General features: G+C 37.3%; 17 protein-coding genes and 1 riboswitch. Of the genes, 1 reads left to right on the forward strand and 16 read right to left on the reverse strand.

Annotated features, from left to right (window positions below):
* Positions 1-29: 29 nt before the first annotated feature.
* From B5P40_RS09495 to B5P40_RS09570, 16 genes are all read right to left on the reverse strand, one after another.
* Positions 30-1,445, reverse strand: a complete 1,416-nt coding sequence (locus B5P40_RS09495; protein ID WP_206764595.1) for a bifunctional metallophosphatase/5'-nucleotidase — start codon at positions 1,443-1,445, stop codon at positions 30-32.
* Positions 1,446-2,040: 595 nt separating this feature from the next.
* Entirely contained in the window at positions 2,041-3,438 is a 1,398-nt protein-coding gene (gene sufB / locus B5P40_RS09500) for a Fe-S cluster assembly protein SufB (protein ID WP_002015928.1), read from the reverse strand.
* Positions 3,439-3,486: 48 nt separating this feature from the next.
* On the reverse strand, positions 3,487-3,918 hold the full coding sequence (gene sufU, locus B5P40_RS09505) for a Fe-S cluster assembly sulfur transfer protein SufU (RefSeq protein ID WP_002089369.1): 432 nt from the start codon (positions 3,916-3,918) through the stop codon (positions 3,487-3,489).
* A complete protein-coding gene (sufS, locus tag B5P40_RS09510) occupies positions 3,908-5,128 on the reverse strand; it encodes a cysteine desulfurase SufS (protein WP_002015930.1) in 1,221 nt (406 codons plus the stop codon). Before sufS ends, sufU begins: the two co-directional genes overlap by 11 nt.
* Positions 5,128-6,420 carry a Fe-S cluster assembly protein SufD gene (gene sufD, locus B5P40_RS09515; RefSeq protein WP_105589777.1) on the reverse strand — a complete coding sequence of 431 codons (1,293 nt, stop codon included), beginning with the start codon at positions 6,418-6,420 and terminating at the stop codon, positions 5,128-5,130. Before sufD ends, sufS begins: the two co-directional genes overlap by 1 nt.
* A 15-nt stretch (positions 6,421-6,435) precedes the next feature.
* Positions 6,436-7,221: a Fe-S cluster assembly ATPase SufC gene (gene sufC / locus B5P40_RS09520; RefSeq protein ID WP_002034576.1), complete on the reverse strand. Its 786-nt coding sequence runs from the start codon at positions 7,219-7,221 to the stop codon at positions 6,436-6,438.
* Between the two features lie 237 nt (positions 7,222-7,458).
* A complete protein-coding gene (metQ, locus tag B5P40_RS09525; RefSeq protein WP_002034573.1) occupies positions 7,459-8,265 on the reverse strand; it encodes a methionine ABC transporter substrate-binding lipoprotein MetQ in 807 nt (268 codons plus the stop codon).
* Positions 8,266-8,336: 71 nt separating this feature from the next.
* The gene (gene metQ, locus B5P40_RS09530) at positions 8,337-9,149 is read right to left on the reverse strand and encodes a methionine ABC transporter substrate-binding lipoprotein MetQ (RefSeq protein WP_002015935.1); all 813 of its coding nucleotides are present in this window, start codon (positions 9,147-9,149) and stop codon (positions 8,337-8,339) included.
* A 22-nt stretch (positions 9,150-9,171) separates the two neighbouring features.
* Positions 9,172-9,837: a methionine ABC transporter permease gene (locus tag B5P40_RS09535; protein WP_002129754.1), complete on the reverse strand. Its 666-nt coding sequence runs from the start codon at positions 9,835-9,837 to the stop codon at positions 9,172-9,174.
* A complete protein-coding gene (locus B5P40_RS09540; RefSeq protein WP_002015938.1) occupies positions 9,830-10,855 on the reverse strand; it encodes a methionine ABC transporter ATP-binding protein in 1,026 nt (341 codons plus the stop codon). Before B5P40_RS09540 ends, B5P40_RS09535 begins: the two co-directional genes overlap by 8 nt.
* A 308-nt stretch (positions 10,856-11,163) precedes the next feature.
* Positions 11,164-11,271: riboswitch (SAM riboswitch) on the reverse strand.
* A gap of 125 nt (positions 11,272-11,396) precedes the next feature.
* On the reverse strand, positions 11,397-11,741 hold the full coding sequence (locus B5P40_RS09545) for a hypothetical protein (RefSeq protein ID WP_002192357.1): 345 nt from the start codon (positions 11,739-11,741) through the stop codon (positions 11,397-11,399).
* Between the two features lie 152 nt (positions 11,742-11,893).
* On the reverse strand, positions 11,894-12,202 hold the full coding sequence (locus tag B5P40_RS09550) for a thioredoxin family protein (RefSeq protein WP_002015940.1): 309 nt from the start codon (positions 12,200-12,202) through the stop codon (positions 11,894-11,896).
* A gap of 3 nt (positions 12,203-12,205) precedes the next feature.
* Entirely contained in the window at positions 12,206-12,550 is a 345-nt protein-coding gene (locus B5P40_RS09555) for a toprim domain-containing protein (RefSeq protein ID WP_000640865.1), read from the reverse strand.
* Positions 12,551-13,045: 495 nt separating this feature from the next.
* Positions 13,046-13,429, reverse strand: coding sequence for a glycine cleavage system protein GcvH (gcvH, locus tag B5P40_RS09560; protein WP_000026895.1), 384 nt, complete (start codon positions 13,427-13,429; stop codon positions 13,046-13,048).
* A gap of 41 nt (positions 13,430-13,470) precedes the next feature.
* Positions 13,471-13,836 (reverse strand): arsenate reductase family protein, encoded by a 366-nt coding sequence (locus B5P40_RS09565; RefSeq protein WP_002129756.1) that lies wholly within the window; start codon positions 13,834-13,836, stop codon positions 13,471-13,473.
* Between the two features lie 649 nt (positions 13,837-14,485).
* The gene (locus tag B5P40_RS09570; RefSeq protein ID WP_002191092.1) at positions 14,486-15,013 is read right to left on the reverse strand and encodes a hypothetical protein; all 528 of its coding nucleotides are present in this window, start codon (positions 15,011-15,013) and stop codon (positions 14,486-14,488) included.
* Between the two features lie 144 nt (positions 15,014-15,157).
* Between B5P40_RS09570 and B5P40_RS09575 the strand changes: the two genes are divergently transcribed.
* Positions 15,158-15,805: a phosphatase PAP2 family protein gene (locus B5P40_RS09575; protein WP_002192356.1), complete on the forward strand. Its 648-nt coding sequence runs from the start codon at positions 15,158-15,160 to the stop codon at positions 15,803-15,805.
* The last annotated feature ends 39 nt before the right edge of the window (positions 15,806-15,844 follow it).

Here is a 15,844-nt window from a genome sequence, read left to right on the forward strand (position 1 = left end):
AGAAAAATGAGTGTTACAAGTTAACTAGCCTATAGTTTGACTGAAGATGTATAAGTTATCAACATGTCTGTTAATACATCTCTAAGCAATTCCGGCATATAATATTGTTTGTCAGAAAGTGTGGATAGCTCTGGGTATAAGTATCCGAATGTAAACATATCAATCGTTCCTACCGTATATATCCGGTCTAATTCCAGCGATTCGCCGTTAATCAATACATCTTCTAGTAAAATTTTATTCCCTGGAATCGTATCTGGAATCACTTCCAAACCATCGTAAATCATTTTCCCCATTACTTTTCCACGAAATCCGAATCCTTTCACCTCTAGATTTTCCATATTCGGACGGCGCGCTTTCAAAATAACTTCTCTTAACGTTTTCCCTGGTACTTTTAACAGACATGGATTAATTGGATGTGGACAAATCCGATGAATATCTCCGCGCGTCACAACACCTTCATTTAATCCCTCAAGAAGTACACCAGCATTCACCATCCCAACATCCGCATTACACCACTCTTTAAGTGCACTTGCCAACATATGAGAAAACGTCGTCTCCTTAAACCAATCAACCGGCAATGATTCTTTTAAATGAACGACAGGCTCGGCCATTATCTGTTTACTTTCTTCCTTTAGCATTTCAATTGTGGATAACGGCTCGCTATAAGCACCTAACCGTTCTGTCTTAATCGCTCTACCGTCTTTTTTCAACAGTCTCTTCGTCTCTTTATCCACAGTAAGCTGAACGTGACCAACGTAATGTCCCCACTTTTCACAACAGCAAAGCAAAGTATTATCCACAAGAACGCCACGCTCAAATAAATGATGCGTATGTGCCCCTAAAATAACATCTATATCATAATGCTCCGCCATATACTCATCCATACTTTTTCCAAGATGAGAAAGCACAACAGTAATATGAGCTGTATCCTTAACTTCTTCTAAAATAGACTCTAAATGGATGATTGGATCTTCAATATGCCAATCTAACATATGATAAAACTCTGGATAAGCTACCGTTAATCCAATAAAGGCAATCGTAATCCCATCTGTCGTTGTATGTAATTTATAAGGCTGCGCCCACGCCGGACGTACACCCTCTTTTTCAAATAAGTTCGCTACGAGCACCTCAAACCCAGCATCATCATATAGACGATTCAAATGCTCTTTCGCCAATGTAATTCCTTCATTATTTCCGATCGTTACATAATCATATAACGCCTCATTTAATAATTTTGTATTCCCAAGTCCATTTGTCGCTTCCGAAATACTATGAAAACGATCCACATGATCGCCAATATCCACAGTTAAAACAGTCTCTCCCGCTTCCTGTCTTCGCCTTTTCTCCCCTTGTACAAACCGAGAAATTTGCGGCCAATTTTCAAAATGACTATGTATATCGTTTGTATGATAAAGGTGGATGATTGTTTCTTTATTTATATTCAGAGAAAAAACCTCCTCTCAGTTCCTTACTGCCATTTACGCTATACGTACGCAATAATCCTGTAAATACTATTCGTCTTTTCTTGCTATTCTACATTGTACTCGCATTATAAGAAAAAGCCAAAGATTGCCCTTTTAATATGGAAAACTTTATATTACTTTTTCTAGTCTGTTGATTAGTTTGAGGGGGGAATTTTTGTGAAATGATTCTAGTTGGTGGGGGGAGGAGATTTGTCAGTATCTTTGTCTTACTTCCATATAGGTGCTCCTCTCGTATTTAAATGTTGAGGGGGATATGAGGGATTTCTTTTGTCTTACTTTGTCGACAAATCGATATTCCTTGTCGAACCGCTGATATATTGAAATAATCGCCGATATATTTCATTAAACACCCACCCGGGTATCTTACAGTCGAACCCGAATATACAACATAAAAAAGCGCCCTGCTATGCAGGGCGCTTTCTTCATACATATATTATCCAGTTCCAGCGGATAGAATGTTCGGTGGCTTCACTTCTTCCTATGAGGCAAAAAGCGCCTCTACGTCAGAAGCTCCATCCCCCTCACATTCTGAACGAGCCGCTTCCACTTTTAAATATTAACCAATAGAACCTTCCATCTCAAACTTGATTAGACGGTTCATTTCAACTGCGTATTCCATTGGAAGTTCGCGAGTGAATGGCTCGATGAAGCCCATTACGATCATTTCTGTAGCTTCTTGCTCAGAAATACCGCGGCTCATTAGGTAGAATAATTGTTCTTCTGATACTTTAGATACTTTCGCTTCGTGCTCAAGTGAAACGTAATCGTTTTTGATTTCGTTGTAAGGAATTGTATCAGATGTAGATTGGTTATCCATGATTAACGTGTCACACTCGATGTTAGAGCGAGAGTTTTTCGCTTTTGGTCCGAATTGTACGATACCACGGTAAGTTACTTTACCACCATGCTTCGCAATCGATTTAGAAACGATTGTTGAAGACGTGTTTGGTGCTAAGTGAATCATTTTCGCACCAGCATCTTGGTGTTGGCCTTTACCAGCAATCGCGATAGATAATGTTAAACCACGAGCGCCTTCGCCTTTTAAGATAACTGCTGGGTATTTCATCGTTAATTTAGATCCGATGTTACCGTCAATCCATTCCATCGTTGCGTTTTCTTCACAAACCGCACGTTTTGTAACTAGGTTGTATACGTTGTTCGCCCAGTTTTGGATTGTTGTATAACGGCAATATGCATCTTTCTTAATGATGATTTCTACTACCGCACTATGAAGTGAGTTAGTCGTGTAAACAGGTGCTGTACAACCTTCTACGTAGTGTACGTGTGCGCCTTCGTCTACGATGATAAGCGTACGCTCGAATTGTCCCATATTTTCAGAGTTAATACGGAAATACGCTTGAAGTGGTGTATCAACTTTAATACCTTTTGGAACGTAGATGAATGATCCACCAGACCAAACTGCAGAGTTTAATGCAGAGAATTTGTTGTCTGTTGGTGGGATTACTTTTCCGAAATGCTCACGGAAAATATCTTCGTTCTCTTTTAATGCGCTATCTGTATCTTTGAAGACGACTCCTAGATCTTCTAGGTCTTCTTTCATGTTGTGGTATACAACTTCAGATTCGTACTGTGCAGATACACCAGCTAAATATTTTTGCTCAGCTTCAGGAATACCTAATTTATCAAATGTCGCTTTAATTTCCTCAGGTACTTCATCCCAAGACTTCTCAGATTTCTCAGATGGTTTTACGTAGTACGTAATTTCATCGAAATCTAAGTCGTTTAAGTCGCCGCCCCATTGTGGCATTGGCATTTCATAGAACTTATCCAGTGATTTTAAACGGAAGTCTAACATCCACTGTGGTTCTTCTTTCATACGTGAAATCTCTTCAACGATTTCTTTTGTTAAACCGCGTCCAGCACGGAAAATCGAAACGTCTTTATCCTTGAAACCATATTTATAATCGCCGATATCTGGCAGTTGCTTCGCCATGTTGGTGTGTCCCTCCTTATATAACCTCGTTTTTAGGAACCTTTAACATTACTTATCTTCGTTTAAGCCCTTTTCTAACGCTTTCCACGCTAATGTTGCACATTTAATACGTGCCGGGAACTTGCATACGCCTTGTAATGCTTCAATATCTCCTAAATCAATGCTGTCATCATACTCTTTTCCTAGCATCATGTCAGAGAAAATTTTAGAAAGCTTAAGGGCCTCTTCAATTTTCTTTCCTTTTACTGCTTGTGTCATCATTGAAGCTGAAGACATTGAAATTGAACATCCTTCGCCTTCAAACTTCGCTTCTTGTACAATACCCTCTTCTACTTTCATCGTAAGTTGAATACGATCGCCGCAAGTTGGATTGTTCAAGTTAACGGTAACACTATCTTCTAACACGCCATGGTTACGAGGATTTTTATAATGATCCATAATAACTTGACGATATAACGTATCTAAATTATTAAATGACATTTGTGAAATACTCCTTTGTCTTGATTAGTGATTCAACAAATGTATCAATTTCTTCTTTTGTATTATATAAATAGAAGCTCGCACGTGCTGTAGAAGAAGCTTTTAGCCACTTCATAAGCGGTTGTGCACAGTGATGTCCTGCGCGAACCGCAATGCCTTCTACATCTAATACAGTTGCTACATCGTGAGGATGTACGTCTTCAATATTAAATGTAACTAGACCAGCGCGATGCTTTGGACCATAAATTGTAACGCCATCTACTTCTGATAGTCTCTCTAAAGCGTATTGCGCTAATTCATGTTCATGCTTTTCAATATTATGAAGACCGATTTCTTCTAGGAAATCAATTGCCGCACCAAGTCCGATTGCATTACCGATAATCGGTGTACCTGCTTCGAACTTCCACGGAAGCTCTTTCCAAGTAGACTCTTGTAAGTCTACGAAATCAATCATTTCACCACCAAATTCAATTGGTTCCATATTGTTTAGCAATTCTTTCTTACCATATAATACGCCGACACCTGTTGGTCCGCACATCTTATGAGCAGATAATGCGTAGAAATCACAGTTTAAATCTTGTACATCCACTTTCATATGAGGTGCACTTTGTGCTCCATCAACGATCATGATTGCACCGTTTTCATGTGCGATTGCTCCGATTTCTTTTACAGGGTTAATCGTTCCAAGTACGTTAGAAACGTGCATGATAGAAACGATTTTTGTATTCGGTGTAACTGTTTGACGAACATCTTCTAAAGAAATTGTACCGTCTAGTTGAAGCGGAAGGTATTTTAAAGTTGCACCAGTTTTCTTCGCAACTTGTTGCCACGGAATGATGTTACTATGGTGCTCCATGTAAGAGATGACGATTTCATCGCCTTCTTTTACATTATCAAGACCATAGCTAGCTGCTACTGTATTTAATGCAGTTGTCGTTCCGCGCGTGAAAATAATCTCTTCCATTGATTTCGCATTAATAAACTTGCGAACTTTCTCACGTGCACCTTCATACGCGTCGGTAGCTTTCGTACCGAGCGTATGAACACCGCGATGCACGTTAGAATTATATTCTTTATAATAACGTTCTAACGTTTCAATGACTTGAATTGGTTTTTGAGAAGTTGCTGCACTATCGAAATAAACAAGTTGTTTGCCGTTCACTTTTTGATCAAGAATTGGAAACTGTTTGCGTATTTCATGAATATTCATTAGCGAACTTTCCTTTCAATTACCTCAACAAGCTGTGCCTTTACTCCTTCAATTGGAAGCTCATTTACTACAGGTGCTAAGAATCCATGGATGACTAAACGTTCTGCTTCGCGTTTTGGAATCCCACGGCTCATCAAGTAGTATAATTGGTATGGATCTACGCGGCCTACTGAAGCTGCGTGACCTGCCATTACATCATCTTCGTCGATTAAAAGAATTGGGTTTGCATCACCGCGAGCTTTCTCATCTAACATAAGAACGCGAGAAGATTGTTGTGCATTTGATTTAGATGCACCGTGTTCAATCTTACCAATTCCGTTAAAGATAGATGTTGCACTATCTTTTTGTACACCGTGTTTTAAAATCCAACCTTCAGAGTGTTTACCGAAGTGAACAACTTTAGTTGTAAAGTTTTGTGTTTGGTTACCACGACCAATTGTTACTGTTTTTGTATCAGCATATGATCCGTCGCCCATTAAGTTCGTAACGTTCTCTGAGATTGTATTTCCGTCATTCATAAGGCCTAGAGCCCAATCAATGCGGCCGTCGCGTCCAACAATTCCGCGGCGGTTAACGTAAGTTGTTACGTCTTTTGCTAATAGATCAACCGCACCGAATTTCACTTGTGCGCCTTGTTCCACGATTACTTCTGCTACGATATTTGCAATACCTTTAGCATTTTCATTTGCAACGTAGTTTTCTACATATGTTACAGTACTGTTCGCATCAGCTACGAATAATACGTGGTTATATACGTTAGCTTCTTCGCCGTCTACTAAGAATACAGCTTGAAGTGGAGTTTCAAGAACAACGTTTTTCGGAACATATACGAATGCACCGCCGTTGATTAATGCAGCATGAAGTGCAGTTAGACGATGCTCGTCTACTTTCACGCCGTCTTTCATTAAGTACTTTTGTACTAATTCAGCATGCTCTGTTGCAGCTGTTACGATGTCTGTAAAAATAACACCTTTTTCTTTTGCTTCTTCTGCTAAAGAAACGAAAGCAGTTGTACCAGTACGTTGTACTAATACGCTGTTATTTTCATCGATTAAGTTTTTCACTGCTTCTGGAAGCTCTGTTAAAGAACTTACAGGCTCTTGCTTAGCAGCGTCGCCTTTTCCGATAAAGTCCCATTTTTCAATTTTCGTTTTATCAGGCGTTGGCATTGGAAGTTCAGTTGCTTGTGCAAGAGCTTGTAAGCGGAACTCAGTCAACCAAGCAGCTTCGTTTACTTCGCTTGCGCGCTGACGGATTGTTTCTTGATCGAAAGGTAATGTACCGATTGTCATGTTTATGCTCCTCTCTTACGCTTCTTGCTCTGCTGTTTCGTCTTCAATACCTAATTCTTTTTTAATCCAGTCGTAACCTTCAGCTTCTAGACGTTGTGCAAGCTCAGGGCCACCAGATTTAACGATACGACCGTTCATCATAACGTGAACGAAGTCTGGAGTGATGTAGTTTAATAAACGTTGGTAATGCGTAATCATTAGGCAGCCGAACTCTTCGCCGCGCATTTGGTTAATACCTTTAGATACAACTTTTAATGCATCGATATCAAGACCTGAGTCGATTTCATCTAAGATTGCGATTTTTGGCTCAATCATCATTAATTGAAGAATTTCGTTACGTTTTTTCTCTCCACCAGAGAAACCTTCGTTTAAGTAACGTTGTGCCATTTCTGGATCCATTTCTAGGAATTCCATGTTTTTATCTAAAGTACGGATAAATTTCATAAGAGAAATTTCATCGCCTTCTTCACGACGTGCATTAATTGCAGAACGTAAGAAGTCCGCGTTTGTTACTCCGCTAATTTCACTTGGATATTGCATTGCTAAGAATAGACCTGCTAGCGCACGCTCATCTACTTCCATTTCTAATACATCTTCACCGTCGATGATGATGCTACCTTCTGTTACTTCATACTTTGGGTGACCCATAATCGCAGAAGATAAAGTTGATTTACCTGTTCCGTTAGGTCCCATAATTGCGTGGATTTCTCCACCTTTTACTTCAAGGTTTACACCTTTTAAAATTTCTTTGCCATCGATTGATACGTGTAAGTCTTTAACCGTTAATGTAGAACCAGCCATCTCAATACCTCCATTAATCCTCTATATACATTTTAAAAATTACTAAAACGTTCATATTCTCATTTTATTCTCATTCTAATCTTATATCAAATAAAATGATATCGCAAACACTAAGAAAATGTAACAATTTTTTCACAAATGTATATAAGTATTTCCTTTACATCCTCTTATGATACACCTTTCTTCTTATATATATAAAGAAAAAAGGACTGGGTTATTCCCAGTCCTTCCCAGCACCTATTCATTTACTGGAAGTACAGCACCTTTATATTCTTTATTGATAAAGTCTTGAATTTCTTTTGAATGCAATACGTCTACTAACTCTTTAATTTCTTTTTTCTTCTCGTCACCTTTACGAACTGCGATAATATTTGCATAAGGAGAGTCTGATCCTTCAATTGCAATTGCATCCTTTGTTGGATTTAATTTCGCATCAATTGCGTAGTTTGAATTAATAAATAAAGCATCACCTTCATTGTTTTCGTACAGCTTGGGTGAAAGTCCAGGTTCTACATCTGTTTTAAACTTTAAATTTTTCGGATTTTCTACAACATCTTTTACTGTTGCTTTAACAACATCTACACCGTCTTTTAATTTAATAACGCCGCCTTTTTGTAACAATGCGAGCATACGGCCACGCTCCGCTACGTTATTACTCATAATAACTGTTCCGCCATCTGGAAGTTCTTTTAAGCTTTTATATTTCTTAGAATAAATGCCCATTGGCTCTAAATGAATTTTTCCTGCATTTACAATTTTGTATCCTTTTTCTTGAATCTCTTTATCTAAATAAGGGATATGTTGAAAATAATTTGCATCGATTTCTTTATCAGCTAATGCCTTATTTGGTAAAACATAATCCTGGAATTTTTTTATCTCTAACTTAATGCCCTTTTTCTCTAATATTGGCTGTGCCTTTTCTAAAATAACAGCGTGCGGTATATTAGAAGCGCCAACGACAAGCTTATTCTCATCTTTCCCCCCGCAAGCAGCTAATGTAAATACAGACAGTGCTGTAACAACTGACAATAGAATCTTTTTCATATGATGTCCCCTTCTCCCCTATAGTTATGTAGTAAAAAAAGGACCGGCATACACCAGCCCTTTTTCCGCAATTATTCTTTTACAGGAACAACTGCCCCTTTATATTCTTTAGTAATAAAGTCTTCAATTTCTTTAGAATGCAGTACTTCTATAAGAGCTTTAATCTCTTTTTTATCTTTATCGCCTTTACGAACAGCTACTACGTTTGCGTATGGAGAATCATTTCCTTCAATTGCAATCGCGTCTTTTTCTGGGTTTAATTTCGCATCAATTGCATAGTTAGAATTAATTAGAACCGCATCGCCTTCTTTATTGTTATACACTTGTGGCAATAAACCAGGCTCGATATCTGTTTTGAACTTTAAGTTTTTCGGATTATCCGCAATATCTTTTGGAGTTGCTTTAACTGGCTCTACTCCGTCTTTAATTTTTAAAATGCCTTCTTTTTGTAAAATTGCTAAACCACGACCATGATCAGTAACAGAATTACTCATAATAATTGTCGCCCCGTTTGGAAGTTCTTTTAAGCTCTTATATTTTTGAGAATACACACCAATCGGTTCTAAATGAATTTTTCCTGCTATTTCAAAATCATATTTCTTATCTTTAATCTCTTTTTCTAAATACGGAATGTGCTGGAAGTAGTTTGCATCTAATTCCTTATCCGCTAACGATTTATTCGGTAATACGTAGTCTTGGAATTTTTTAATTTCTAACTCAATTCCTTTTTTCTCAAGTAACGGTTTTGCCTTTTCTAAAATTTCAGCGTGCGGTACGTTAGAAGCACCAACAACAAGTTTCTTTTCATCTTTATCTTTCCCGCCACAAGCAGCTAACCCAAAAATTGAAGTTGAAATAAGTGCTGTAAGTAATAATTTTTTCATTTGAAATATCCCCCTGTTTTCATTATCTTTTATCTATTCGAGTCGTTAAACTATCACCAATCCACTGAATTAAAAATACAACGAGTAATACACAAATTGTCGCAACGATTGTTACATCGTTATTTCCACGCTGGAATCCCTCTAAGTAAGCAAGTGTTCCAAGACCACCAGCACCAACAACACCTGCCATTGCTGTATAGCCTACTAAAGCAATTGTCGTTACCGTAATACCAGATACTAAAGCTGGTAACGATTCTGGAATTAACACTTTCAAAATGATTGTGCTTGTTTTTGCTCCCATTGCTTTTGAAGCTTCAATTACACCTTTATCAATTTCACGAAGTGCGATTTCAACCATTCTCGCGTAAAATGGTGCCGCTCCAATAATTAAAGCTGGCAGCGCTGCACTCGCTCCGAGAATTGTTCCAAGAAGAATCTTTGTGAATGGGATTAATAAAATAATTAAAATGATGAACGGTATAGAACGGAAAATGTTTACGAACGCTCCAATCACCGTATTAATCGCTTTATTTTCCCATAAATTATCTTTCGCTGTCATAAAGAGTAATAATCCTAAAATAAGTCCTAAAACAAATGTGGCAAGCGCTGCGATTGCCGTCATATATAACGTTTCACCAGTTGCTTCTAACATTTGATTCCAATCAATATTTGCGATTAACTTATCCATGTGCAATCACCTCCAGCTCTACTTGATCTTGATGAATCCCTTCTATTGCTTGCTGGATCGCTGTTTCTTCACCATTTAAATGAACGACTAAACTTCCGTAAGATCCGTTATTCGTTTGCGCGATATTTCCTTGCAAAATGCTAACTTCTATATCACCGCGCTGCATTAACCTTTGAAGTACCGGTCTTTCTACCGCTTCACCGACAAACTGCAAACGAATTACTTTTCCATCTGGATACTTTTCTATTAAACTTTCAATCGTTTCATTCGTATCTTCAGAATCAGTTAACTGCTGTACAAATCGTTTTGTAATGTCTTGCTGTGGATTACGGAATACGTCAAGTACTGGACCCGTTTCTACGATTTTCCCTTTCTCCATTACAGCAACTCGATTACAAATTTTGCGAATAACGTGCATCTCATGCGTAATCAATACAATTGTTAAGCCGAGACGCTTATTAATATCTAACAATAAATCTAAAATTTGATCTGTCGTTTCCGGATCAAGAGCTGACGTTGCTTCATCACATAAAAGTACTTGTGGATTATTTGCTAACGCTCTTGCAATCCCGACGCGCTGCTTTTGTCCACCACTTAGCTGAGATGGGTACGCGTCTCCTCTTCCTTCTAATCCAACAAGATGAATTAACTCATCGACACGTTTTCTTCTCTCCGCCTTATCGACACCTGCAATTTCAAGTGGGAATGCGATATTTTCACGCACAGTTCGTGACCAAAGTAAGTTGAAATGCTGAAAAATCATTCCGATTTCTTGTCTTGCCTTACGAAGTTCATTTCCAGTAATCGCTGAAATCACACGATTCGCAATTGTAATTTGGCCAGAAGTTGGTTTCTCTAACTGATTAAACAATCTGATTAACGAACTTTTCCCAGCGCCACTATATCCAATAACACCAAATATTTCACCCTTATCTACTTTTAAGTTGGCGTTATCTACAGCAGTGACATCACCGCTTTTTGCCTTATATATTTTCTTTACATTTTCTAATAAGATCATGATGTTCACCCCTTTTTTAAATAAAAAGCGCAAGCGGCTCGCTTAGAACAAGAGGGCGTTGGAATCCCAGACGTAGAGGCGCTTTTTGCCTCATAGGAAGGGATGAAACGACCGACTGTTCTAGCCGCTGGAGCTAGATTTCATAAAACTTTGGATAGACTCCGCATTTTTTTATTTTTCATGCGTGTAGTCCATCGTTATAGCTCCTCTTATTATTTGAATGTCCTCCGCATTCAAACAACAAAAAACCTTTCCGCTTCTAGAGAAGCAGAAAGGTTTATATGCGTATATAACAACATTATCCCTCTCTCTCATCTCTCAAAGCATTTGCTTTGCAGGAATTGGCACCATTTCAACATAAGTTGACGGTTGCCGGGCTTCACAGGGCACAGTCCCTCCACCTCTCTTAATAAGAGAAATCAGATTAAATTTTCGTCTGATTTAAAATTTATGAAATTGTCTATATTTTATGAATTGAATTGTATCAATATCCACACGCTCTGTCAACAGAAATTTTCGTAAAAAAAGAAACTTCAGAATTTTAAGCACCGACTGACATCGGTTTACATATATGAAACATCGATTCAACTAATAACATCGTTCGATACGTTCCAGAATATTGTACCCGTCCATCACTCATTAAATTTTGCAACCTCATATTTCCAGTCACTAATTTTTGTACATCCTCTTCCTCTAAACAAACGATTTGTTCCGTTCCTCTCGCCTCTTTCAAAAGTTCTATATAATCTCTTGAAATTTGTAACGAACAGCATTCATCTCCAAAACGAAAATTAACAGTTCTTTCTCCTTGCCTTAAAAGCGGTTCTAAATGATATTGACCATTAGCGTAATTTACAAATGATTGAAGCAAAGAATATAATTTCATCCTAAACCACATCCCTCATATCACTTTCTATTACATACCATTCCCTCTTATTAAAGGACAATCCTGTTATTTTCGCTCGACAAATACTGTATCTATCACGCATGTCGACATATTTCCCAAGAAATATGTCGAGGCGGCAAAAACTTTGCCGCCTACTTTAATTCCGTATATAAATATTCAACCGAATGAAATGCATATATTTTCTTCATCAGTGTCCCATTTTCAAAAATAAGTAAACACGGTACACTTTCTATCCCATACTCTTTCGCTAAATGCGGGGCATAATTTAAATCTAACATTCCAATTTTCAAATCTTCAATCGTCATCTCAACGACCGTTAACATCTTCTTTGCCAATTGGCATGTTCCACACATTGGTGTATACACATATAACACTGTTTTTTCTTCATTTCCTATTAGGGCTGTAGCTTCGGCACCTGTCCAATCAATCACTTCTATCATTCCTTACCGTAAATATTCTGTATAAACGTCAATGTCTGCTCCCCATAATACATTTGCTAAATGTGAAGAAGGTGCAGTCGCCACCTCGCGATACGAGCGATCAATATAAATATGCTCTGCTTGCGGAAATTCTTTTCGGAATTGTTTCCTTAACTTTTCTCCTGCATCATCAGCATCCACTAGCACATATACGTCCTTATCAAAAAATTGATCAATGAGCTCATCCATTTTCGACAAACCAATTGTACCATTTGTACAAACAATTTCCACTGGTTCACGAATAATAGATTCAATCTTTCTTCTATCCGATTTACCTTCTACAATAATGACTTTTTCCACATAAATCATATGTCATCACCCGATCACCATATACTATACAACCTTTAACTTAGTATATAGTATATTCGTTATTTTCATGTTGTTTCCTGTTTATTTTTGCAAAAGAAAAGCGGAAGCGGCTCGCTCAGAACAAGAGGGCATTGGAACTCCTGAACTAGAGGCGCTCTTTGCCTCAAGTGAAGGAGTGAAATGACCGACTGTTCTAGCCGCTGGAGCTGGACAATAACGAAAAGCGGAACCGACTGTTTAGCCCTGTTGGCTAAGGTTCTTTCGTACAGAAGACGCTTTTTGTCTTCTCGTACGGAAGGTTCTTAGACATGAAGGGCTAGGAGGTGGAGCTAGACAATGAAAAGCGCAAGCGGCTCGCTCAGCATGAAGCCTCCATGAAAAAAGTTTTTCAAAAACGTTCTCCTACATAATAATTAATATATATGTTTTTAAATTCATTATGTACACAACATAAAAAAGGACAGCACAAAGGCTGTCCTTTTTCTTCGACTATAATTAGTCTTGGTTTGTCATTTCTGCATATTTTTCTGCAGTTAATAACTTCTCAACTTGGCTTGCATCAGAAAGTTCAACTTTAACCATCCATGCACCCTCGTATGGAGATTCGTTAACTAGTTCTGGTTGGTCACTTAATTCTTCGTTTACTGCTACAACTTTACCACTTACAGGTGCGTATAATTCAGAAACTGTTTTAACAGATTCTACGCTTCCGAATGGCTCGTCAGCTTGGATTGTTGCACCTACTTCAGGAAGTTCAACGAATACGATATCGCCTAACTCACCTTGCGCAAAATGAGTAATACCGATAACAACCGCATTACCTTCTGTTTTTACCCATTCGTGTTCTTCAGAGTAACGTAAATTATTTGGAATGCTCATGACTGTACCTCCAGTGAATGTATTAATTATGTAAAAATACCTTATTGGTACTTTTTCCACACACTTTCAAACTGCTCTTCGTTAAAACCAAGTGTTACACTCGTTCCATCTGTTACAATTGGACGTTTAATTAACATGCCATCAGATGCTAAAAGCTCATACATTTCGTCTTCGCTTGCATCCTTTAACTTATCTTTTAAACCAAGTTCGCGGTAACGCATTCCACTTGTATTAAAGAATTTTTTTAATGGTAATTCACTTTTCTCATGTAAATTACGTAAATCTTCTTTTGACGGTGGATTTTCAACAATATGAATCATCTCATATGCTACATCGTTTGCCTCAAACCATTTCTTTGCTTTTTGACATGTGCCACATTTTGGATATGAATAAAATGTTACTGTCATAAATTCACCTACTTTTTTACTAACCTTTACCTTTATCATATAGAAAACATTTTATTATTTCAAACGATTATTCGCTAAACTTTTACTTATTTCGTGATAATTTTTAATAATCCTGCTAATTTTTCTTATTTTTCCGCCATTTATTAAGAAAAAATAAATATATAATTTTTTTAAAATTTTTTCTCATCCCACGCCGAACATATATCTTAAACAAACGTTTGATTAATTTCATATTTTTCTACCTCAACCTTCGGAATACGTAGATTCTTTTATACCGAACATATACCTTAAACAAACGTTTGATTAATTTCATGTTTTTCTACCCCACCCTTTGGAATACATGAATTCTTCCATACCGAACATACCTCTTAAACAAACGTTTGATTAATTTCATGTTTTTCTATATCACCTTTGGAATACATGATTTTCTATACCGAACATATATCTTAAACAAACGTTTATCCCGTATTAACGGGCAGTAAGACTCCCACCTCGAAATTCGGCAAATGCGAGGAAGTTAGGTGGGAGATAACTTCCCGTAAAAGCCTGATTGGTGCGGGCTAATAATCAGTGGGGAATGGACAAAACCCCCACTGATTAAAGTTTCACTTTATTTAAAAAATAAGAAGTCCTTTTACAGGCTCCTTCATCATCGACTTAAATAGTCCGAAATGGTTTGAAATACTACTATATACATATTATGAATACTTTCTTCTGTATTTCCACCATTCGATAAACCTACTCCCCATTGTTGCCCTTCGCCACTTCCAATATTTGCAAAACCTTGCGCGTACATAGCATTTACATCTTTTGGTGCACTGTTATACTCTATATTTTTTGTAATAAAAGTCGAATATGATTTATCTTGTAAGCCAATAAAAAACACTGGTTTCTTTAACGATAAAAATAAATCTTTATACTGCTCTTTCGAAGCTTCTTGAAAGTGCTCTTTCATTATTAGAAAACCATCTACTGCTCCAGATTCCTTTTTCAGTTCTTCTAACTTCACTTTTTCAAACTTTATATTTCTAAACGTATCTTTCGGCTTTTCACCAACAACTCCAATTACGAGTGCTCTCCCGTTGTATTCTAATTTCTCTCCTTCTTTATCCTTTGCACACCCAGTACTCACTAGGCATAACAATATAAAAACTAAGAAATAAAATGAACGCTTCATATAGCACCCTCCCCCTCTTTTAAGTCAAGTGACAAAAATGTAAGGTGAATTCAAGAAAATGTAAGTAAAATCGATAGCCCAATTGGATTTTCTATATTATAATCAATTGAATTTATTTACATTACTAAAACATAGGAGATTATCATGAAGAAATTTAAACTTTCATCTCTTCTTCCGTTAAGTTATATACTTCTACTCGTACTCGTAAGTCCCCTTTACGATGTATTAAATAAATCTACTGTTCACGCAGTAGATGTCACAACTGTAGTAGATGATTGGATTCCATTTGTGAAAGCATTTATTATTCCTTACTTACTTTGGTTTCCATACTTATACGGTGCACTTATTTATTACTGTTTTGCTGATCGAAAGCAATATTATGTCACTTTAAGTAGTGTAATTCTTGGAAAACTTGCTTGTTTTTCGATTTATTTTTTTTGGCAGACAACTGTACCACGCCCAACCGTCGTTGGAACAGACGTATTTTCCGAACTAGTCCGCTATATTTATAGTATTGATCAACCAGTAAACTGTTTCCCAAGCATTCATGTCCTTACGACATTTGTAATTATGTTAGCTGCCTTTAAGCGTAGAGAACAGCATACTTTGGAATATTACATCCTTACTTTCTTCGGTACGCTTATTATTTTATCAACATTATTTACGAAGCAGCATGCATTTGTAGACGCCATTTCTGGAATGACGCTTGCAAGCGTACTTTACTTCGGCGTTCAGTTGTTATTAGCAAAAGAAACCGTACGTGTTCCAGTAAAACAAAATCAAAAAATGTAAAAAGCAGACTGTGGCTTCCAGTCTGCTTTTCTCTATATA

This window comes from Bacillus sp. SRB_8, assembly GCF_003264205.1.
Lineage (GTDB): Bacteria > Bacillota > Bacilli > Bacillales > Bacillaceae_G > Bacillus_A > Bacillus_A mycoides.